This is a genomic window from Halovalidus salilacus (genome assembly GCF_031852275.1).
GTDB lineage: Archaea > Halobacteriota > Halobacteria > Halobacteriales > Natrialbaceae > Halovalidus > Halovalidus salilacus.
In genome coordinates, this window is the sequence record NZ_CP134700.1 from 4050642 (window position 1) to 4071842 (window position 21201).

A 21201-nucleotide genomic window follows, 5' to 3' on the forward strand; every position below is an offset into this window, starting at 1 on the left:
GTCCAGATGTGACGGAAACAGTCCGATTGTTATCGCTTTTCTAAAATTAAATTAATTTATAAGTGCTTAAAAGACGAGGGCGAATGCCCGCGTTCCGACAGGAAATTATAATTAGGTGGGGGAAGACGAGAGATATGGTGTCAAAAGCCATGGGACTCGTAGAAGAGAAATCCACGATAATTACAGGTGCTGCATCGGGAATCGGACAAGCGACAGCGAGGGTATTCGCGGAACACGGAGCGAATGTCGTCGTCGCCGACGTCGATGTCGAAGGCGGCGAAGAAACCGTCGCGGATATTAGAGAAGCAGGTGGAACTGCTACCTTTGTCGAGACCAACGTAGCCGACCCGGGCGATGTGGAGGCAATGATCCGAACCGCCGTTGACGAATATGGTGGACTAGACGTCCTTTTCAACAACGCCGGAATTGAGGGCAATGTAGCTAAATTGGCAGACCAGCCCGTAGAAGGATTCGACGACGTTGTCGATGTGAATCTAAAGGGGGTCTGGCTCGGGATGAAGTTCGGGATTTCAGCAATGGTTGAAGATGGCGGCGGATCAATAATCAGCACGTCTTCCATCGGAGGATTCCGAGGAATCCCGACGTACTCCGTGTATGGGGCTACGAAAGCAGGGGTGAGCCTCATGACAAAGACTGTTGCAAACGAGTATGCCGAAGAAGGAATTCGCTGTAATGCTGTAGCTCCGGGAATCGTCGAAACTGATATGGTTAGCCGTGTCCTCGAGGAGGACCCCAGTCAAGAGGAAGAGTTCCTCGCGATGGAACCGATGCCGGGTCTAGCCCAACCAGAGGAGATCGCGAACACCGTACTCTTCCTCGGGTCAGACCTTTCATCTCGAGTGACCGGGGCTACTCTACCGGTTGAAGGCGGGCATCTCGCATAATCCTTTTCCGCAGTTTATTGCTCCCCAGATAGGTGTTGGCGAGGATGTAAAGTCTTGTGTCTCGTTCTCAAATTACTCAAGTCACGCACATCTACCGGCCACAGATGTAGCTTCAAGACGTTGCCGCTTATCACAAGGCTACAACGTGGTCCCGGATGTGACCCAAACAACTAAATGGAAATAGTGCGAGTGAATGTCTATGTTTGATCCAGTGGCTAAAGCCGAAGACGTAGGCCGAAAGCCCATCTCATCCCGACTAAAGAGCCTCGAGAACGCCCGAATCGGCCTGTTTAACAACGGAAAGCCGACCGCCGAACCCGCATTGGCGGTGATCAGCGAACGCTTACAGGACCGATACCCGGACGTCGAGATCGTGACCTACACCGTCGAGCACCTCAATCGTCTGAAAAACGACGACGAACTCGACCGGATTAAATCGTGGGCAAACACCGAGACGGACGCCTGTATCGGGGCGATCGGCGACTGCGGTTCCTGTACGAAATTTCTCGTCTATGGGGTCAACGCGATTGAGCAGTCCGAGACGCCAGCGGTCGGATTGATCGACAGCGGCTTCGCGCTTGACTGGGAGTCGAACTCGCGGGACCTGGGGCGGCCCTTGCGACAGCACTCGATCCCAGAGGTCTCTGAGGTGACGGATATCGAACGGGTCCGTGAGCAGATCACCGACGAAGACGTCGACGAACTGGTCGCGCAGTTGACCGCGTCTCGAACTGCGGCGGAACGAGGCGACGAGGATCGGTGACGATGCCCGCCGACGATCGCGATACCTCGATCGAAGCGGCGACCGCCGAACTCTACGAACGGGGCGTGACCGACGGGCTGCCGGTCGTTCCGCCGACCGAGGAACGAGTCGAACGCATGCTCGAAGGGACCGACCGCCCTCCCGAAACGGAACTCGGGACGCTGGGCACCAGGGAGGGATCGCTGACGGTCGAGACCGTCGCCGTGAACGGCGTGATGGCCGGCTGCCTCCCCATCCACATGCCGATCCTGCTCGCCGGTGCGGAGGCCCTCGCGGATCCGAAGTCGAACGCGATTCAGGCGTCGGTGAGCACGGGTTCGTGGGCTTACTTGTTCCTCCTCAACGGCCCGATCAGGGAGACCCTCGACGTCAACTGTGGAACCGCTGCGTTCGGTCCCGGCTTTCGAACGAACCGGACCGTCGCCCGTGCGCTCGGCCTCATCTACAAGAACTGTGCGCGCATCCATCCCGGCGAGAAGGAGATGTCGACGTTCGGTTCTCCGTTCAAGTTCAGCCTCTTCGCCGGCGAAAACGAGGAACGAAACCCCTGGGACCCCCTCCACGTCGAACGTGGATACGACGCCGACGAGAGCACGATCACCTTCGCGGCCCCGAACAGCTACCTCCAGACGTTACCCCGCCGGATCAGCCCCGAAGGCGTCCTCGCTAACCTGATACACAACACGCCGCCCGGCATGACCGGGATGAAGACTGAGACCGCAAACGAACGCTTCGAAGGGTTCCAGACCGAGGTGTTCTACGGACTCTGTCCGTACAATGCGGCGGAGCTGGAAGAGTACAGCAAATCCGAAATTACGTCTTACATCTACGAGAACGCCCGGAACCCTGCCCACGAGTCGGGGCTCGGAATCGGAGACGATCCCGACGAGGAGACGCTATCGCCGATCTCGGTCCGGCAGTTCGACGACCCCGACCGGATCAACCTGTTCGTCGCGGGCGGGAGCGGCCGATTCAACGCGATTATCGGCCCAACGATGGGTGGCCCCACGACGAAGCGAATCTCCCTGCCGGACAATTGGGAGGCGCTCGTGGAACGGTACGGTTCCGAACTCAACCGAGACTGGGGCGTAGGCTGGAAGGGGCCAAGATGACAGTGGACGTCCTCGTCGTCGGCGCCGGGCCGGCCGGCCTCTCGACAGGCCTGTCCGCCAACCGCACGGGGCTCGAGACGACGGTTCTCGAAGCCGAGAGCGTCGGTGGGGAACTCGTCAACAGGAACACCATCGAGAACCTGCCGGGCCACCTGCCGGTCTCCGGAACCGAGTTACGATCGACGCTCGTCGAGCAGTTCCGGGCGGCTGGCGGGTTGATCACGCTCGGTACCGTCGAGCGGATCCACGACGGTGACCCGTTCCTAGTGACGACGACCGGCGGGGAGTACCGATCCCGAAGCGTCGTCCTGGCGACCGGCGGCAGGCCGTCGCCGCTCGGTATCCCCGGCGAAGAGACGTACACCGGCCGCGGCGTCTTCCACTGTGCGACGTGTGACGGGCCGCTGTACGTCGGAGAGACCGTCGCCGTCGCCGGCAGTTCGGACTGGGCGGCGACCGACGCCCTCTTCCTGACGAACCACGTCGATCACGTCGTCTTGATCGAGTCGGGCGACCGCCTCGACGCAGGCGATGCCCTTCGCGACCGACTCACCGACCACTCGGCGGTCGACGTTCGAACCCAGACGGAGATCACCGAGATCCAGGGTGAGGAGGTCCTTGAACGACTTCGGTTGGTCGACCGCGACGATGGGCGCGAGTACGTGGAGTCCGTCGGCGGACTCTACGTTCAACAGGGAATCGAACCAGCCACCGACGCCTTCTCGGACATCGTCTCGCTGAATGACCGTGGAGAGGTCGTCGTCGAAGCGGGACTCGAGACCGACACATCGGGGATCTTTGCCGCCGGCGACGTTCGCCAGTCGTCGCCGCGAACTGTCGCCGCAGCGATCGGCGACGGCGTCACGGCAGCGCACTCGGCCGCGTCGCACGTGGAACGATCGCAGTAGACGCCGAATGTTCGCCTAGTTGCCATGCCGACGTCGTGCGGTCCAGCACGTTACGTCGGTCGACGGTGACCTCTTAACCCGGCTGCAGCGGGCCAGTACCGTGTCAACGATACAGCGAACTCCACCGCGATCGGTTACTCGCCCCGTACCCGTGTGTCCTCGCTCCGCGGCCACTCCTTGATCACGGGCCTGACGATCTTCCCGGTGCCCGAGGTGGGGAACCGGTCGGGGTCGACGAACTCGATGTAGTGTGGGAGTTTGTAGCGGGCGAGACGACCCGGACGTGCTCCCTCGGTCGGCGACGGGGAAAATTGTCCGCAAGGTGATCGAGTCGTGGGACGTTGACCCCAATGAACGCATCAGAGATGTCTAAACGTCCGGGACTTCCCTGCGAGCTCGGTAGCGAGATCGGACGAGCCAGTTTCGTCGGCGCGTCGGTGTGAGGCGATGCGAATCTGCGATTACTCCCGATCGGTGTAGACCCGCCATACGCCCTGTGACGAACCGTACCCGTGTCACACCGTGATCGTCGTCGACCAGCTCGCCGGGGATCAGTACCTGATCGAGATCGAAATTGAAGCCGATCTTGGGAACTGATCGGGATCGGCCGAATCGTCCGTGGAACGTTCTCACAGCGTCGTCCCAGTCGGTTCCTGACCTCGGCGAGCTTCCTATTCACACGGTCGATCCTGTCGCGTGCTGGACCACTGCGTAGCTGTGCGGATGATGATGGGACAGTTCGCGTCGCCGATAACGATTACATAGCCTTGGTATCCATGGGCGACGAAGTGCTGCTAATGGACAGCCCATCTTTCTTAATGCAATTTACAAATCTGATATTTTACGGAAAATAGCTTCATTTCAGCTGAGTAGTATTCTACGCCATCGGTATATGGCATATATGATCGCCATATGCGAACCATCCACAGACGAGCGCTTCGCTTGCGATGAAGTCCTGCTCGCGACAATCGCTCGTCAGTTGTTATGCGTAATCTTTGACAGCCGTTCCGAAATCCATTCATCTCCGGTGAGTGATCGTCGAAGACGCAACAAACAGTAGTATTTACGCACGATCCCCAGCGTGCTTTCCGGCCTGATATCCGAAGACGACGTTCGGCCCGAGCGTCGCCCCCGCACCGGCGTAGCCCATTCCCATGACGTGGGCCGTACTGTTCGAGGCCGCGTAGAGGCCGGGTATCGGCTCGCCGTCAACGCCAAGGACCGCGCCGTCGGTGCCCGTCACCAACCCGCCTTTCGTGCCGATGATACCGCTGTGGACCTCGATGGCATAGAAGGGGGGTTCCTCCAGGGGCGCCAGGTTCGGATAATCGGCGTCCGGATCGCCGACGAAGCGATCGTACGCGGTCTCACCGCGGCCGAAGGCGGGATCGTTCCCCTCCTTCGCGTGCTCGTTGAACGCGGAGACGGTCACCTCCAGCCCGTCAGGGTCGACGCCGATTTCTGCCGCCAGTTCTCGGAGGGTGTCTCCCATGGCGACCCAGTCTGGCGTTTCCTCGCCCGGAGCCACCGTTAGCAGGCTGTACTGTTCACGATACGCCCGATCGACGATCAGGTACGCGGGGAGGTTCTCGTAATCGTACGGCCGCGGGTCGAACGTGTGGAACCGTTTGGTCAGGTCGTGGTAGTTGCCGGCCTCGTTGCAGAACCGCTCGCCCGCCTCGTTGACGATGATCGATCCGGGGAGGGTTCGCCCCCAGATCATGCTATACAGCGGTGAACCGTCTTCCCACGTCTGACCGGGAACGTGGCCCGTAGGGAACCACCAGGCCTCGTTCGTGTTGCCGAGGGCAGCACCGACGTCCATTCCCATCTTGATGCCGTCGCCGTCGACCGACGGGGGCGTCGCTGGTCCCGTAGCCGGTCCACGCAGGAAGTTCTCCCGCATGTCCTCGTCCCAGTCCATCCCGCCCGCAGCAATCACGACCGCGTCGGCGCCGACGAACATCTTCTCATCGTCGGTCGTTGCTACCGCACCAACGACCTCGTCGCCGTCGACGACGAGTTCCTGTGCCGGTGCCTCGGTCTCGAACGCCACTCCAACGTCCAGACACCCCTCATACAGTCCCGCGATCAGCGCTCGACCAGTGGCAAGTTGGTCCGCCTCCGCCCGCCGCTCCAACTCCTCCAGATTGGCCACCTGGGCGAACTTCGCGTGTCCACCAGCCTCGTAGATCTCGCTGGCGGGGACCGGAAAGGTGTGGTGAGGATCGTCGCGCACGTCCGCGAGCTGCTCGCCGAGTCGTCTCCCGTCGAAGAGCGTTGGTTCGACCATGTTGCCGTCATCGCTCCCTTCCTCCCAGTCGGTGTGGTAGTCTGGGTATCCTGCGAACTGGAACTCCAGGGCAGTTTCAGACTCGATGAAATCGAGGACCGTCGGTGCCAGGTCGACGAACGTTTCGATCAACTTCTCGTCGACCCGATCGCCGGCACACCGTCGGATGTAGGTGCGGACCTGTTCGGTAGGTTGTTCGCCGACAGCCTCGATGACAGGCCGGCTGTTCGGAAGCCAGAGGCCACCGCCGGAGACGGCCGTCGTACCGCCGATCCACGGTGCTTTTTCGAGCACGAGCACGTCCGCTGGCTGTGCTGCGAGCGCAGCAACGAGTCCGGCACCGCCGGAGCCCACGACGAGTACGTCCGTCTCTCGGTCCCACGAGTCAGGTATGGTCTCTGCCATATGTCTCCCTGTATGTGCCTTCGGGGTATAATGGTTAACCATCGATCTACGCCAGAAAAAGCGGAAAGGGCTCGTATCTTACCGCAACGCATAATGACCCTCCGATGATCGACGCTCGGCCACTGTCGGAACCTTACTCACACAGCCCTTGGCAACGCACTGCGCGATGCCCGGATTTGACGAACTACATTTTCCGTCGCAGCGCACCGTGGCGGCCGGATTGACGGATAACTGAGCAGTCACACCCACTCGCTGCCGTCAGCTCACGCTGTCGTCAATTTTCACCACCTCCTACCGCTAACGCGTGCTGCGTTGTGGTTTGCGCCAGCCCCACATTTCGACCAAGCTTTAAGTCCGATCGCCGGGCATTGTCGCGTAGGCATCTAACGATGGTAGTTCAAGACAAAGTTGCAGTCATCACCGGTGCAGCGTCAGGGATCGGCCGCGAAACGGCCCGTCGATACGCGGACCACGGCGCGTCCGTGGTCGCCGCTGACGTCGATGCCAACGGGGGGGCAGAGACGATCGAACTGATTAAAACCGACGGTGGCGAGGCGACCTTCGTGGAGACGGATGTCATCGATCCGACTGCAGTAGAGAACATGATCGAGACGGCTGTCGAAACGTACGGCGACCTCGACGTGCTATTCAACAACGCCGGTATCGAGGGTCCGCTCGCCGAACTAGCCGAGTGGGAAGACGACGAGATCGACCCAGTCATCGACATCAACCTGAAAGGCGTCTTCTACGGCATGAAGTACGGGATTGAGGCGATGCTGGCGACGGGTGGCGGCTCCATCATCAACACCTCGTCGGTCGGGGCGGCCGTAGGGATCAACGGTCGGTCGATGTACTGTGCGACAAAGGTGGGCGTCAACGGACTTACACGAGCAGCAGCGATCGAATACGCTCGGGACGACATTCGGGTGAACTCCGTCCTTCCTGGGACGACCGACACCCCGATGATCCACCGTTCTGATGACGAGCGGCAGTCCGAACGGACCGAACTGAACGCCAGCGACGCGATGGAGGGGCGCGGCAAACCCGAACAGGTCGCGGAGGCGGTACTCTTTCTCGGTTCAGATAGGTCTGACCGGATCACCGGGGTCGAACTCGCGGTCGACGGTGGCTTTCTCGCGTCCCCGTGAGATAGCATGACGGACGCACCACGCAACGCAGTTCTCCCCGGGAGGGATAATCGGACAGTCCGTCGTGGACGGTTCAAAGAACAACCAAGCCAAACCGTGCATCTTCCCGAATATTTATCGGGTGCCTCGTGCTGTCGTGACTATGAGCACAGTCGAACGTGAGCTGCTCGATCGTATCGAAATTCGTGAACTGCGCGCCAAGTACTCGCGGGCGATCGACTATGAAGAATACGAGCAGGCGAGCGACATCTTCACCGACGACGCCGTCGTCCACTATAGCAACGGTACGTGTCGCGGCACCCACGAAGTCGAACGGTACTGGCGAGAGAAGGTGGCCTACGACTTCAGCATGCACACCGTCACGATGCCGGAGATATCGATCGAGGGTGACACGGCGACCGGCGAGTGGTATCTCCTCGTCTTCTACCGAACGCCGGACGGGCGGGACGGAACGGTCATGGGATGGTACGAGGACGAGTACCGTTGCGTCGGTGGCGAGTGGCGGATCGCCGAGATAGAGATGGATCTTACGCACGACACGACCGATTACCACCTGTGACTGTCCACTCGATCCAGGTTTAACTATGCGATCGGTCGGAGCCGAGACGGCTGTTCGCTGCTTTATCGTACGGCAATCGGCGCGGGCGTGTCGGATCTATTATCTTCCCTTCCACTCCGGATCGCGATCTTCGAGGAACGCGTCGATCCCCTCAGTACTGTCATCGGATCCAAGCGCCTGTGCGAACAGTTCTGCCTCGTACTCGATGCCGTCTTCGATTCCGAGCTGACCGCTGGCCTGGACCGCCTGTTTGGCGAGTTGGAGAGCGACTGGGCCGTTCTCGGCCATGGACGCCGCCAGATCTTCCACCGTTTCGTCGAGGTCGTCGGGCTCGCTGACGACGTCGACGAGCCCGATTTCCGCCGCTTCGGGGGCCGGGATGGGATCGCCGGTGAGGATCAACCGCATAGCCTGGCCCTGACCGATCAATCGCGGTAATCGTTGAGTACCACCACCGCCGGGGATGAGTCCGAGGCCGACCTCGGGAAGCCCGAGTAGCGCGTCTTCGCGTGCAACACGAACGTCACACGCCATCGCCAATTCACAGCCACCGCCGAAGGCGAACCCGTTGATCCGGGCGACGACGGGTTGTGGGAGGTCCTCGACGCGATCGTAAATGCGCGTCGCTGCGCTCAGTTGGCGCTGTTCGAGCGCAGTACGGTCTCGTAAGTCGGTGACGTCTGCGCCGGCGACGAACGACTTCGAGTCGTCCGACCCAGTAAGAACGACGACGCGGACGCAAGACGTCTCGATCGCCTCGGCGAGTTCGGCGAACTCGTCGCGCAGTTGCTGGTTCATCGCGTTTTGCGCTTCGGGACGGTCGAACACTACGGTCAAACAGTGGTCGGCTAGCGCGTCGAATTCGACGGTGATCGTCTCCAAGTCGGCTGCGACGGTATCGAGGTCGATGCTCATCGATTCACTATCCCTCGGGTCCGGCTGGCGGACAGGCGTATCGATCCCTCGGTCGCTCCGCCCATCGGTCGCGTCGTAGGTCGGTGCATACCCGGTATGGGTACCGTCGACCGATTAAGTGTTTCGTTCACCTGCGGATGTACTACGGTCCCGACTCGGTGACAAGCCTTCCCGTCACGGGAGCTTCAGCGGCGATAGTGTCGCCGATCGTCGTTACTTATGCGAATAACATACCTTTAGGAATATGCCGTCCGTACCTTCTCGTACATGACCGAACCAACCGCAGAGTTCGACGTCGTCGTCGCCGGATCGGGCGTGGGCGGACTCGCCGCCGCGGTCACCGCCGGAGAGGCCGGCCGATCGGTGCTCGTCCTCGAGAAGGGGCCGTACCCGGGCGGCTCGAGCGGGCTGTCCGGTGCACAGCTATGGATGCCGGCCAACGCGTACGCAGCAGATCGCGTCGATGACTCCGTCGAATCGGGCGTCAACTACCTCGCCGCCCTCGCAGGCGACTTCTACGTGGACTCGGCGGCGGCGAGACACTACGTCGAATCCGCCCGCGAGGCGGTCGCGTTCTTCGAAGACCGGATCGACCTCGACCTTCAGGTGATCTGGGGGATGCCGGATTACCACCTGGACGTTCCGGGCGGTAAGCGCGAGGGGCGCTACCTCGAACCGCAACCGCTCCCTCGGGACGAATATCCCCAAGAGCTACCGAACTCGCCCCACCTGCCCGGCGGGGCAACGACCGACGAACTGGTCGAGTGGGGCGGTGCGTTCACCGCCGCGGACTGGGATTGGGACGTCATCGACCGGCGACGCGAGGAGGGTGTCGCGACGATGGGGACCGCGCTCATCGGTTACTTCCTCCGGGCCGCCATGGACATGGACGTCGAGATCCGGACTGGCGTCGGCGCGACCGACCTGACCGTGGATGATGACAGCGTCGTCGTCGATGTTGAGGCCGAAGACACGACGGAAGCGGTCCGCGCGACCGACGGATTCGTGATCGCCACGGGTTCGTACGACTGGAACCCCAAGCTCGTCGAGTCCTTCGAGGGAACGCCGTCGGAACTCGTAGCTTCCGCTGCGGTTCCGACCGCGACCGGCGACGGAATCACGATGGCCGCCAGCAACGGTGCCAAACTCGGCATCTACCCGCCGACGAGCAACGCGAAAGGCTTCTTCGTCGCAGTTCCGGACGACGAATTTCTCGGGGCACCCTTGTACCGTTACTGCTACAACGTGGGACTCCCCCACGCCATCGCGGTCAACGCCGACGGCGAACGCTTCTGCGACGAGGCGTTCTACCCGAAGCAGGTCGACGCGTTCTACGACGACGAGGGCGACTACGACCAGTTCCCGGCGTACATGGTGTTCGACGAGCAGTACCGCCGACGCTATCCGCTGGCGAATTACATGCCCGGGACAGACTACCCGGACTCCTTCCTCGCTGGGAGAGCGGACGACATCGCCGGGCTCGCCGCCGAGATCGACATCGATCCCAATACCCTAGAGTCGACCATCGAAACGTTCAACGACTACGCTCGTGCGGGCGAGGATCCAGAATTCGATCGCGGTGACAATGTCTGGGCAAACATCTGGTGTGGCGATCCGGCGAACAAACCGAACCCGAACCTCGGTCCCCTAGAGGAGCCGCCGTTCTACGCCGTGGAACTCTACATCGGCCTCTCTAGTATGAGCAACGTCGGCTTGTTAACTGACGAGGACGGTCGGGTTCTGGATTGGGACGATTCACCGATCGATGGCGTCTACGCTACCGGCTCAGTTTGTGCTCCACAAGAGTGGGGAACCGGGTACCAAAGCGGGCTCCAGAACGGACGGTCCCTCACGTACGGATATCTCGCCGGCCGTCATATCGTTCGCTCGTCAGCGTAGCCGGCGACGATCGTCGGTGTACCGCTCTGATTCGGATCTGATTTTGTCTGTCCGGTTATTCCGTGAGGGATTCGCCCGCTCTGCGTTCAGGAACAGCGATGGCACTATTGCACGTATCCGGGTGTAGAATGCGGCTAGAGATCGGCCTGAGCTACCGATCGGTCGATGCTCGAAATTGTGCCGTGGTACCGAGAACGTGTACATTGAAATTAGTTCGCGCCACCTATGCGTATGGTGGTAACTAATAACACGAATAGGGTTACCAACTATCATTCCGGTATGACGAAATGCTGCTTACGGACACTTAGAGTCCAATCAATCGTATTTCAGCGCCCTCGCAATACGAGATTTGCAATCAAGCCGTCCGATATATGTGAACTCATACCGCATCATAGGTAGGGTGATATCACCATCCTTAACGTCGAATGGGAGCTATCCATAACAATGGTACCTTTGTTATTTACTCCGCTCTCCACTGGGAGCGATTCCATTACTTGTACCACCATTAGTTCGGAAATACCGGATTAGCATCAGGGCCAAACGAGCGTTCTCAGCACGATGTGGATCGGCGTCGCTTGGTGGCCGGATGAGGTGGCCGAAAAGGGGAGCAATCGTCGATGGCTGGAAGCCGCGAAGATTCAGTTCGTAACTCATTAAAAGCGCACGACCAGTTTTCAGGACTTTTCCTCACCACACCTGCGAATAAAATTCGGCATTATCGAACGGATTGGTGGGGCAAGACGTCAACAACCATCATATTTCTTTCATTTGGATGAGTTCCTCGTTCAACCTCCTGGTCGCCAACTTCACGACCGAAGAGAACACGCGTTCAGTCCACCTCACGTCAACGAGAAGACCTGCGTCCGACAGATTAAGTGATTCGAATACGACAAGGCTGGGTTCGACGACGGCGAAGCAACGCTTGACGTCCTTTCTAAGGCGATCAATCCCAGCAAGAACTAATGCCGTTTATCATCGGCACCGTCGGTGCCTACGCGACGATGAGTGAGAGTATGGAGACCTTCACGATTGCTATGAGACCTATCAGAGAGAGTCACTGACAATCTAGTCGACCTTCCATCTTCGTAGCTAATCACACGCAGCTTATGCCCTACGTAGAGGAGCGGCGGTCACGCCGTGTAGGGCCCACGCCGACTAGCTTGGTGGAACATATCGGTTCGAGTATCGTCGACAACTTATCAACAGACCGAACTCTGGATGCGTGCGATTCCGGTAGCCGTCGGACGGTCGGTGGAGAACGTTCTTTGCGGCTATACACCGAACAGTTCTCGCGCGTTCTCGTAGAGCAGTTTACGTTCGACCTCCTCGTCGAGATTCATCTCGTCGATCTGAGCGATCGTCTCCGGATAGTCGAGCACGGGGTAGTCCGTGCCGAAGACGACCTTGTTCCGCCCGCGAGTTTCGATGAAGCGTCTGACGTTATCTTCCCAGTACTTCGGTGCATGGGCGGTCGCGCCCATGTAGAGGTTGGGATGTTTCCAGGCCAGCGCTTCGAGTTCTTTCGACCACGGCCAGCCGGTGTGGGCGCCGACGATGTCCAGATCGGGAAAGTCGAGCGCGACGTCGTCGAGGAGGATGGGCTTGCCGTGCTGGCTCGGCATCTGCATCGCTGAGTGCCCGGTTTGCATCATCACCGGCACCCCGAGTTCCGCACACTTCGCGTAAAACGGATAGTACCGGCGGTGATTAAGCGGCAGATCCCAGCCGTAGGGTTCCAGCACAGCACCGACGAACCCGTGGTCGTCGATGTATTCCTCCAGTCTCGCAACTCCGTCCATCCCCTCCTGTGGGTTGATTCCCGCGAGTCCTTTGATCCGGTCGGGGAAGGATTCAGATAGGTCGGCGACCATCTCGTGAGAGATGTCGATCTCCATTCCGCCGTCGGGATTCCCGAACTTGAGGGCGGGAACGAATACCTGATCGACCCCATATTTGTCCATCTTTGAGACGAATTCCTCCGGGTCCATCCCCTGATCGGGATCGTACATATCGTGTTTCCCAAAGACCTGGGCGGCGACTTCCTGCGCCTGTGAGTTGTAGTATTCTTCCGTCCCCGCTTTCGTGAATACGTTACACCATACGTCAATTATTTTGCCGTCACTCAAACTCATCTGTTCTCCTTTCGCTGTGCCCGCTCCGCTTGCTTAATGATACCGGTCTCGTCAATAGCGGGTTTCGGTGCTTTTGCGTCGTTAAAACCTACAGAACGACCATATTCGGACGGTGTGGGCCTCTGACACACCGGTGGCATTACTTCATCGCTAATCAATCCGTTAGTCGTCGTTCATACTCGTTACTGAGGTTTGGAGAGTATCGGCGGAGGTAAGGTGTGAGAGCAACGTCTCGTGGAGCGGCCCGTTCGAGCCTACGAGTTCGTTTCTCGAGTCGAGATCTCTGTTCACTTCGTAGGTCTGTCCGTTTGCGTTTGTAACGGTCGCTCCGGCGGCGCGAGCGATGACGAGTCCAGCGCTGACATCCCACGGATAGGTGTCGTACTCCCAGACCGCGTCGGCGCTCCCGGCTGCGAGGTAACAGAGGTTGAGCGCGGCCGATCCCAACCGACGAACACCTCGGGATTCACGGTAGCTATGGGTGAGGAAGGTTCCGTCTGGATCGTATCCGGAGAGCAACATACACTCGTCGAGGGATGTTCGATCCGTCGTTTCAAGCGGCTTCCCGTTGAGCGTGGCTCGTTCACCCCGAATCGCGCTGAACAGTTCGTTCGTTTCGGGCGCATAGACGACACCGACAACGGGGGTATCGTCCTCAAGGAGCGCGACCGAAACCGAGTAATTCGGGTTTCCGTGGGCGAAGTTGCCCGTCCCGTCTAGCGGGTCGATCGACCACGTATATTCGCTCGAACTCTCCCGCTGCACGGACTCCTCCGAGCGGATCCCGTGGTCGGGGAACTCGCGCTCGATGACCGTCGTGATGATATTCTCAGCTTTGTAGTCGGCTTCGGTGACAATGTCTGACTTGTCGGTTTTGTATTCGATCGACTCGGTCTGTCCGTGGAGTTCTCGAAGGGGCGGACCGGCGGCTCGAGCTGCCTCTGTTGCAACCCGCTTCGCTCGCTCGTACAACGACTCTTCCGACGATGATTCGCCCGGGGACCGCCAGGCGCTTACCCGAGCGGAACCCGTATCGTCCCGTCCCTCACGGACCCCCCAGCCGAGCTTTTCTGAGATGGAGGTGAAGAATCCATCGTCGTAACTCGTATTGATAACGTGGGCGGGCGTTTCGGCACCTTGTATCGTGACGGTGGTGTCCTCTGACAGGGTCGTCTGTGCGCGTCCCCCGTCGACGAGCAGGTTCGCGGGTCCAGCGGAGGTGATCCGAATAGTCGTCTCTGCATCGACGATAAGCGGTCTCACGCCGAGACGGTGGGTGTGAAGCGGAATAACCTGCAGCGTCGCGTTGTTTTTCGGGTAGTGTATCGGACCACCAGCCGACAGAGAGACGCCAGTGGATCCGGTCGGCGTCGAGACGGCCAATCCAGTTCCCTCGTACTGGCCGATAAATTCGTCCTCGGCGTACACCTCGAGATTGGTGATCTTTCGATCGACCGGGTTTTCCGGCGGGACGTGTTCGATCATCACGTCGTTGATACCCGTACAGTCGATATCGTTGGCCTCGACCTGAAGTTGCTGACGCTGATCAACCGTCGCCGTTCCGTTGATCACTTCCGAAAGCGCATCCGTAAGGTCTTCCGGCGAAATGCTTGCGAGAAACGCGAGACTACCGGCATTGATACCGAGAATCGGAATCTGCTTCGGGCTAAACTGCCGAACGCCTTCTAGGTAGGTACCATCCCCGCCGAGCGTGACTCCCACGTATTCGGTTCCGCGATCGTATACCGACTCGATATCGTTGCCAACATCAATCGCTTCGACGCTGATCCCGTTCTCTCGTCCCCACTCTTCAATCTGGTTTAATTCATTGTCGCTGTCTGGACTAACGAGTACAAGTAGTGCTTCCGTTGTGGCTAGTCTTCTTCCAATCATGATGGACTCAGTACTAGCTGGCCCCAGGGAATGCTACCCACTAGTGGAAACCGCTAGCACTTGGTTGGTATAGCGGGCTTATAGGTAATAAATATTTACTCCTGTGTGATATTTGCTCGTACGTAGCGGCGGTGTGTAGTGAGGAGTAGCATCATTGATTAGATTTTGTAGATAAAGAAAACCGCAGGGCAGAGATCCCGACGGCACTAACTATTGCGGTTTTCATGATCAGTATCTCATTGTAACAGGCTAGTTCGACTACCGCCACGTAAGAGCATTATGGAATAATATAATGTGAGTTATATATGGATTTTCAAGGACGTATGCCGGTTGTTATAATAGGGACGATTGGAGCAACCACTGTTACTCTCTGCTGCAGGGTCCGTTTCTCGTCAGAAAATTGTTCGTCGGTTCATCTCCGCCACCAGCCTGAAAAGACTACCCCTTTCCCTATATCCGATCATATATAAACTGGTCGAATTGAGGAAATAGTCGAAGGATCCGCAGAGACGGATTGAGGATAGGTTAGAGCGAGTGTGGATGTACCGGAATCCAGTACTGCAAATCGCATGGTACATACGTCCACGTGCCGCTTTGTGATTGCGAATTTCTTTGGCATTTGCGATGGGAACCATTCCTGCTACCAGTCGATCATACCGGAAACACCCTCGCTCTGTATAAGCGTCATAAGCCCTAAGGAAGCAATAAGTCAACTCTAAGCTAACTGACGATGTGTGCCGTCGTAGAGGACGGCACACCACGGGTACCGTATTCTTACCACTGTCTTGGGGGCAACCGTGTTCGACTTCGACACGTCCGTCCAGTTATACCGGATAGGTTTAATATCGGCCAGTTCAATCGATAGATATCATGGGACAAGGCGTGTCAGTCAACACGGCCAAACGGACGCTCGATCTCCTCGAGCACGTCGGTCGGTGCGACGGCGTGACGTTCTCCGAGGTGATGGAGGCGATGGAGATGCCGAAAAGCACGGCACACGATTACCTCCAGACGCTACTCATGCTGGGATATCTCATCGAGTCGGACGGCAAGTACTATCTAAGCACGAAGTTCCTCGAGCTCGGCGAACAGCGCCGTCGCGACATGGCGGTATATAAGGCAGCACGTCCAAATATCCGAAAACTCGCACGCGAAACGGGGGAGCACTCGACATTGATGATCGAAGAGAACGGGTATGGCGTGTTGCTCGACGCCGCCACCGGCGACGAAGCGGTCAGTCTCAACGTCCGCCCCGGTCAGCGACTTCCACTCACTACCACCGCCCCAGGGAAGGCGATCCTGGCGCACCTCCCCGACCAGCGTATCGACGACATTCTCGACGAACGCGGACTACCGGTGGCGACGTCGAATACGATTATCGATCGCGAAGACCTTCTCGACGATCTCGAAACTATCGAACAACGCGGCTACGCACTGGATCTCGAAGAACAGGTCGAGGGTGTTCGATCTATCGGCGTTCCGCTGGTGGTTCGCGGGACCGTCGTCGGCGCGATCGGACTCGGAGGCCCCGTCAGAAGGTTCTCGGACGAACGTCTTGCTGACGAGTTCCCGGAGTTACTTCTGGAGGCGGCCAACGTTATCGAGGTCAACTACATGCACTCTTGATTGGTGTGAGCGCCTTGTGGAACCGCTAGGGGCCGGCGAGATTGACGGCGTTCTGCCGAAACAGGTTGTGTTCGACCGCCGGATTGCGATCGTAATCGTCGATTCGTACGAACGCCACTATGGTGTTAATGACCGAGCGACGTGTCTCAAACGAGATCCCGTCCCGACTTCGCGACCGCAGAACGTCCCGGCGTCTCTTCCCACATTAGTCAGGCGGCCGCTGGTCGCTGTATTGGCTCAAAATCACGCGCATCGGGGCGACCGGCGGGAGTGCAGGTACTTTCATTGTGTACCCACACCGGCCTCCCAGCGACTCGCAAGGCCGGTCAGCTGGTCTACGAGCTATTCAGAATCGGCCTGGATGACGCTAACTTCGCCGAAACGCACTACTGCAGGCCGAAGACGACGAACCGTTCGCCGGAGTCTCGCTCGCGAACGCCGACCGATACTGAAGGTCCGATGTCGACGTCGTCAGGGGCCATGTTTTCGAGGCACCCCGTCAGACTGATCGGTCCGAGCGAGACGATCGCGAGCACGTACGGTTCGTCGGCTTCGAACTCAGGCTCCGGTACTCGAATGACAGTGGAGATGCGATTTCGTCGCGGTTCGGAAGCGATCGACGGTCAAGTTCGGAGTTCCCACAGTCCGGACAGAACTTCCGCGGCGGCAGAGATGATCGATTGGCACCGTTCTTCGAGAGTGACCCGTGGATTAACTGGGTGTCGACGGCGTGGATGTGTCGTCGGGCGCCGGATTCCTACGAACTCGGGCAAGCCGCCGACAAGACGCGAAAGCTCATCAACGTGCGCGTCATCGTCGACGACGAGGGAGCGATCCACGATATCCTCAACGGCGAGGACCCCTACATCCGGCCGCAACCGACGATCACGGCTTCCGGCGCCCTCGAGGAACTGTCATTCAAGCTGCGGGGGGATTGACGCGACCGACGAAGACGTCCTCTTGGAAGCCGTTCGGCGCGTGTTTGATCGGCCGAAGACCGAAGCGCCCGGGATCGAACCGCAGGACATCGTCGACCCCATCCTTCGAGCGAGAACATGATGCCCGTTTCGGAACACCTGGAGGGTCGTAGATCGTCGACGGATGCGCACGCAACGGGATCGGTGTGTGCACCCGGTGGGGGATCAGCTACCAGAGCGGGCACTCGCTGACCTACAGGTTTCTCGCGGGGATACACCTCGGGTCACGAGCGAGTCGCTAGCCGATCGGCGAACCGATCGCGCCAGGCGGTGTGGCGGGCAGACGAGGACAAGAGACCGCCGACCGAAACGGCCGACCTCCGTCACATCCGGGGCCAGGTATCGGAGAGATTGATGTTGACCGTCTTCGTCTGGCGGTACTCGTGGTAGGCCATCTTGTTCATCTCGCGGCCCATCCCGCTCTGCTTGTAGCCGCCGTGGGGGACGCCCGTCTGAAAGGCGTTGTAGCAGTTCACCCAGACGACGCCGGCCTCCAGTTCGTCGCTGACGGTGTGTACCGTCCGTAGGTCCGTCGTCCAGATCCCGGAGGCCAGCCCGTACTCGGTGTCGTTGGCCAGTTCGAGCATCTCCTCGCGGTCGCTCCACTCCAACACGGTCAGAACGGGACCGAACACCTCCTCGCAGGCCACGGTGTCGTCGTTGTCGACGTCAGTGAGGATGGTCGGCTCGAAGAACGGCGCGCCGCCGAGTCCCTCGATATCCGGGCTCTCACCGCCCATGTACAGCGTCGCACCGTCTTCGACAGCGCCGTCGACGTACGACTGCACGCGGTCGAGGTGCTCGTGGTCGATGAGGGGGCCGAGCATCGTTCCCTCCTCGAGTGGATCGCCCATCTGGAACAGGTGTCCGGCCGTCTCCGCCAGTACCTCGAGGAACTCGTCGTACACGTCCTCGTGGAGGAACAGCCGCGAACCGGCCGTACAGACCTCTCCGTTGAACCCGTAGATGCCCATCGCGACACCCTGTGCGGTCGTCTCGAGGTCCGCGTCCGGGAAGACGATGCTCGGGGACTTTCCTCCGAGTTCGAGCGAGACGGCTTTGATGTTCGACGCAGCATTCTTCATCACCGACTGTCCGGCACCCGTAGACCCGGTCAACGATACCTTTCGAATTCGGGTGTGAGAAGAGATGGCTTCCCCCACGTCGGGGCCGGTACCGGGGACCATGTTCACCGTGCCGGCCGGTAGGATGTCGTCGATGATCTTCATTGCCTCGAACGATGAGATGACGCCGCGCGGGGACGGTTTGTACACGACGGTGTTCCCTGCCGCGAGCGCGGGAGCCAGTTTCACGCCGAGGTTCCCCAACGGGCCGTTCCATGGCGTGATGAGCCCGACGACGCCGTATGGCTCCTCTTTGGTGTAGATGTGGTGGCATTTCTCCATCTCGCCGGCCGACGGCACCGCGCCCTTGTCGGCCGACCGCGCCACCGACGCGAAGTACCGCAACTGATCGGCCGTCTGCTGGACGAGCGCGGGCGTCGTCAGAATCGGAAAGCCCGTCTCGAGCGTGTCGATCGTCGACAGCAACTCGCCGCGCTCTTCGATCGCGTCCGCGAGTTCCTCGAGGTACTCCGCCCGCTCCGAACACGAGAGGTCGCCCCACTCGCTCTCGTAGGCCTCCTCGGCCGCGTCGACGGCCCTGTCGACGTCCGTCGCTGTCCCTCGGTGGTACTCCGCGAGCGTCTCGCCGGTGATCGCGTCCAGCGACCCGACGACGTCACCGTCTTCCGTTTCGACCCACTCGCCGCCGATGTACAGCTGATAGCGATCCTGGATCGGCTCCGCCGCTTCGCGGTGTCGCTCAAGCACGTCGTCGTTCACGTCGTCGGTCCTCCCCCTGTAGTTCCGGGTTTGCATGGATGACATAACTGAACCCACCCGGCTAGTGTTCCACGGTAGCAATAAAACTATGCTATACGATATCTCACAAGAGGCGCGATCCACCGACGATCGAACATTTCACCACTGCAATAGCCGTTCTCAGCTTTAAACGCGTCTCACGCGGTCTTCTTCGGAGATCGGCCACTCCTCCACCGTCTCTCGGACGATCTTTCCGGTCGTGCTTCGCGGGAACGCCGACGGTTCGACGATCTGAATGTAGTGGGGGAGCTTGTAGTTCGCCAGTTCCGCTTCGACCATTTCGAGGAGTTCCTCCGGGGAGACCTCCTCCGGCTCGGACGTCCCCACGACCGCTCTCGGGACTTCACCCCACTTGCCGTCGGGCGTTCGAACGACCGTGACGTCCTCGACCAGTTCGTGTCGGAACAACACCTCCTCGATTTCGGCGGGGTAGATGTTCTCTCCGCCGCTTTTGATCAGGTACTTCCGGCGGTTCACGTAGCTATACGTGCTGTCCTCGTTCCAGACCATGATGTCGCCGGTGTGGAACCACCCGTCTTCGAACTCGGTTCGGTTCGCGTCCGAATTGTCGAGGTAGCCGCTGCAGAGCGTGGGACCTCTCACCGCGACTTCGCCCGACTCACCCGGATCGACGTGATTTCCGTCGTCGTCGACGACCGTCACCTGGATGAACGGGGACTCCGCTTTGTCCAGCTGAGATCCCTCGGGCGGGACGCCCGGCGCCACCTTGTTCCCCGACGTGGCGTGACCGACTTCCGTCGAGCCGTACGTGTTCTGGGCCGGCGCGTCGAGGATCTCGGTAATCCGCGCGATCTTTTCAGCGTTCATCAGGTCGAGCAACGCCCCGACCGATCGGATCTCCTGGAAGTCCGCACGCTCCGCTGCCGCCTCCTCGAGACGATCGAGTATCCGATCCAGCGTTCCCGGGAACAGGATCAGCCAGCTGAGCGGCGAGTTCGCCGTCCGAAGTACATCCACGATCCGATCCGTGTCGAACCCGTCGATCGGATAGTACGTTCCGCCGAGCACGGCGGTCGTGATTATCCAATCGATCCCGCCCATGTGGAACATCGGCGCCCAGCTCGGGTAAGAATCGCCCTTCTTGAGGCCGTAGTCGACGATGACCTGGTGGGCGCGGGCGAACTCGGCGCGGTGGCTGATCACGGCCCCCTTCGGAAGGCCCGTCGTCCCGGACGTGTACATCACGACGAACCCCTGCTCCGGATCGATGCTTCGAGCCGGAAGCGGCGGCGACGAATCCGAGTGCTCGCGGAGGGTGTCGTAAGCGACCGTCGACGACGGCGCGTCGGCCACGTCGTCGAGGGCGACGTACTCCGGATCGGCCTCGCCGTCCGCTTCGATCCACTCGACCTTCTCGAAGTGACGCCCCGAGACGAACAGAACGTCCGGATCTACGGTATCGATGCAGTGGACGAGTTCCGTTCGCTCGAGTCGCCAGTTCTGCGCGCCGATCAGGCATCCCAGCGTCGCGCTCGCGTACATCACCTCGACGAACTCGGTGCGGTTCTCCGAGAGGATCGCGAACGTCGACTCCTCCGGTTCGTAGCCCCGTTCGAGGAGCGCGTTCGAGAGGCGATTGACACGGGACTCGAGTTCCGCGTACGACAGTTCGCGATCCCGCCCGCGAACCGCGATCGCGTCGGGGTCGGTTCGGGCCCGCTTTCGAAGCAGGTCGCCGATCGCGAATCGGCGGGTCGAATCGATAAAGTCAGCCTGGTCGCTCACGCCGAGGTCGAAGTTGAACTCCATCCTGCTATCGTCC

At 59.8% G+C, this 21201-nt stretch carries 16 protein-coding genes; 9 read left to right on the top strand and 7 right to left on the bottom strand.

Going from position 1 to position 21201, the window contains the following annotated elements; genetic code table 11:
* Nucleotides 1-149: 149 nt before the first annotated feature.
* The 4 genes from RJT68_RS19925 (at nucleotide 150) to RJT68_RS19940 (ending at nucleotide 3688) form a co-directional block, all read left to right on the top strand.
* Nucleotides 150-905 carry an SDR family NAD(P)-dependent oxidoreductase gene (locus RJT68_RS19925; protein WP_407040417.1) on the top strand — a complete coding sequence of 252 codons (756 nt, stop codon included), beginning with the start codon at nucleotides 150-152 and terminating at the stop codon, nucleotides 903-905.
* Between the two features lie 199 nt (nucleotides 906-1104).
* Nucleotides 1105-1668, top strand: a complete 564-nt coding sequence (locus RJT68_RS19930; protein ID WP_407038259.1) for a UGSC family (seleno)protein — start codon at nucleotides 1105-1107, stop codon at nucleotides 1666-1668.
* Between the two features lie 2 nt (nucleotides 1669-1670).
* Entirely contained in the window at nucleotides 1671-2780 is a 1110-nt protein-coding gene (locus tag RJT68_RS19935) for a hypothetical protein (RefSeq protein ID WP_407038260.1), read from the top strand.
* Nucleotides 2777-3688 carry an NAD(P)/FAD-dependent oxidoreductase gene (locus RJT68_RS19940; RefSeq protein WP_407038261.1) on the top strand — a complete coding sequence of 304 codons (912 nt, stop codon included), beginning with the start codon at nucleotides 2777-2779 and terminating at the stop codon, nucleotides 3686-3688. The genes RJT68_RS19935 and RJT68_RS19940 overlap by 4 nt, the downstream gene beginning before the upstream one ends.
* A 1063-nt stretch (nucleotides 3689-4751) precedes the next feature.
* On the opposite strand, the gene RJT68_RS19945 is transcribed toward RJT68_RS19940, so the two are convergent.
* Together RJT68_RS19945 and RJT68_RS19950 are read right to left on the bottom strand one after the other, a co-directional pair.
* Entirely contained in the window at nucleotides 4752-6428 is a 1677-nt protein-coding gene (locus RJT68_RS19945) for an FAD-dependent oxidoreductase (RefSeq protein WP_407038262.1), read from the bottom strand.
* Nucleotides 6429-6660: 232 nt separating this feature from the next.
* Complete coding sequence (locus tag RJT68_RS19950) at nucleotides 6661-6777, bottom strand: hypothetical protein (protein ID WP_407040418.1); 117 nt, start codon at nucleotides 6775-6777, stop codon at nucleotides 6661-6663.
* Here RJT68_RS19950 and RJT68_RS19955 point away from each other — a divergent pair.
* Together RJT68_RS19955 and RJT68_RS19960 are read left to right on the top strand one after the other, a co-directional pair.
* Nucleotides 6776-7534, top strand: coding sequence for an SDR family NAD(P)-dependent oxidoreductase (locus tag RJT68_RS19955; protein ID WP_407040419.1), 759 nt, complete (start codon nucleotides 6776-6778; stop codon nucleotides 7532-7534). The genes RJT68_RS19950 and RJT68_RS19955 overlap by 2 nt on opposite strands.
* A 142-nt stretch (nucleotides 7535-7676) precedes the next feature.
* On the top strand, nucleotides 7677-8093 hold the full coding sequence (locus RJT68_RS19960) for a nuclear transport factor 2 family protein (protein WP_407038263.1): 417 nt from the start codon (nucleotides 7677-7679) through the stop codon (nucleotides 8091-8093).
* 99 nt (nucleotides 8094-8192) lie between these two features.
* Here RJT68_RS19960 and RJT68_RS19965 read toward each other — a convergent pair whose 3' ends face one another.
* Entirely contained in the window at nucleotides 8193-9008 is an 816-nt protein-coding gene (locus tag RJT68_RS19965; protein WP_407038264.1) for an enoyl-CoA hydratase/isomerase family protein, read from the bottom strand.
* 267 nt (nucleotides 9009-9275) lie between these two features.
* On the opposite strand from RJT68_RS19965, the gene RJT68_RS19970 reads away from it, so the two are divergent.
* A complete protein-coding gene (locus RJT68_RS19970) occupies nucleotides 9276-10907 on the top strand; it encodes an FAD-dependent oxidoreductase (protein ID WP_407038265.1) in 1632 nt (543 codons plus the stop codon).
* A 1271-nt stretch (nucleotides 10908-12178) separates the two neighbouring features.
* On the opposite strand, the gene RJT68_RS19975 is transcribed toward RJT68_RS19970, so the two are convergent.
* Together RJT68_RS19975 and RJT68_RS19980 are read right to left on the bottom strand one after the other, a co-directional pair.
* Nucleotides 12179-13039 carry an amidohydrolase family protein gene (locus RJT68_RS19975; RefSeq protein WP_407038266.1) on the bottom strand — a complete coding sequence of 287 codons (861 nt, stop codon included), beginning with the start codon at nucleotides 13037-13039 and terminating at the stop codon, nucleotides 12179-12181.
* 162 nt (nucleotides 13040-13201) lie between these two features.
* Complete coding sequence (locus RJT68_RS19980; RefSeq protein ID WP_407038267.1) at nucleotides 13202-14932, bottom strand: inositol monophosphatase family protein; 1731 nt, start codon at nucleotides 14930-14932, stop codon at nucleotides 13202-13204.
* An 870-nt stretch (nucleotides 14933-15802) separates the two neighbouring features.
* Here RJT68_RS19980 and RJT68_RS19985 point away from each other — a divergent pair.
* Both RJT68_RS19985 and RJT68_RS19990 read left to right on the top strand, forming a co-directional pair.
* Nucleotides 15803-16558 (top strand): IclR family transcriptional regulator, encoded by a 756-nt coding sequence (locus RJT68_RS19985; RefSeq protein ID WP_407038268.1) that lies wholly within the window; start codon nucleotides 15803-15805, stop codon nucleotides 16556-16558.
* Nucleotides 16559-17238: 680 nt separating this feature from the next.
* Nucleotides 17239-17496, top strand: a complete 258-nt coding sequence (locus RJT68_RS19990; RefSeq protein ID WP_407038269.1) for a hypothetical protein — start codon at nucleotides 17239-17241, stop codon at nucleotides 17494-17496.
* Nucleotides 17497-17858: 362 nt separating this feature from the next.
* Here RJT68_RS19990 and RJT68_RS19995 read toward each other — a convergent pair whose 3' ends face one another.
* Both RJT68_RS19995 and RJT68_RS20000 read right to left on the bottom strand, forming a co-directional pair.
* Nucleotides 17859-19502, bottom strand: a complete 1644-nt coding sequence (locus RJT68_RS19995; RefSeq protein WP_407038270.1) for an aldehyde dehydrogenase family protein — start codon at nucleotides 19500-19502, stop codon at nucleotides 17859-17861.
* A 42-nt stretch (nucleotides 19503-19544) separates the two neighbouring features.
* The gene (locus RJT68_RS20000; RefSeq protein WP_407038271.1) at nucleotides 19545-21188 is read right to left on the bottom strand and encodes a class I adenylate-forming enzyme family protein; all 1644 of its coding nucleotides are present in this window, start codon (nucleotides 21186-21188) and stop codon (nucleotides 19545-19547) included.
* Nucleotides 21189-21201 lie beyond the last annotated feature (13 nt).

Excerpts from the sequence above, each read along its gene's own strand:
- RJT68_RS19945 (WP_407038262.1), bottom strand. The coding sequence starts at position 6,428 with ATGGTTAACCATTATACCCCGAAGGCACATACAGGGAGACATATGGCA.
- RJT68_RS20000 (WP_407038271.1), bottom strand. The coding sequence starts at position 21,188 with ATGGAGTTCAACTTCGACCTCGGCGTGAGCGACCAGGCTGACTTTATC.
- RJT68_RS19985 (WP_407038268.1), top strand. The coding sequence starts at position 15,803 with ATGGGACAAGGCGTGTCAGTCAACACGGCCAAACGGACGCTCGATCTC.
- RJT68_RS19955 (WP_407040419.1), top strand. The coding sequence starts at position 6,776 with ATGGTAGTTCAAGACAAAGTTGCAGTCATCACCGGTGCAGCGTCAGGG.
- RJT68_RS19930 (WP_407038259.1), top strand. The coding sequence starts at position 1,105 with ATGTTTGATCCAGTGGCTAAAGCCGAAGACGTAGGCCGAAAGCCCATC.
- RJT68_RS19975 (WP_407038266.1), bottom strand. The coding sequence starts at position 13,039 with ATGAGTTTGAGTGACGGCAAAATAATTGACGTATGGTGTAACGTATTC.
- RJT68_RS19940 (WP_407038261.1), top strand. The coding sequence starts at position 2,777 with ATGACAGTGGACGTCCTCGTCGTCGGCGCCGGGCCGGCCGGCCTCTCG.
- RJT68_RS19980 (WP_407038267.1), bottom strand. The coding sequence starts at position 14,932 with ATGATTGGAAGAAGACTAGCCACAACGGAAGCACTACTTGTACTCGTT.
- RJT68_RS19970 (WP_407038265.1), top strand. The coding sequence starts at position 9,276 with ATGACCGAACCAACCGCAGAGTTCGACGTCGTCGTCGCCGGATCGGGC.
- RJT68_RS19935 (WP_407038260.1), top strand. The coding sequence starts at position 1,671 with ATGCCCGCCGACGATCGCGATACCTCGATCGAAGCGGCGACCGCCGAA.
- RJT68_RS19925 (WP_407040417.1), top strand. The coding sequence starts at position 150 with ATGGGACTCGTAGAAGAGAAATCCACGATAATTACAGGTGCTGCATCG.
- RJT68_RS19965 (WP_407038264.1), bottom strand. The coding sequence starts at position 9,008 with ATGAGCATCGACCTCGATACCGTCGCAGCCGACTTGGAGACGATCACC.
- RJT68_RS19960 (WP_407038263.1), top strand. The coding sequence starts at position 7,677 with ATGAGCACAGTCGAACGTGAGCTGCTCGATCGTATCGAAATTCGTGAA.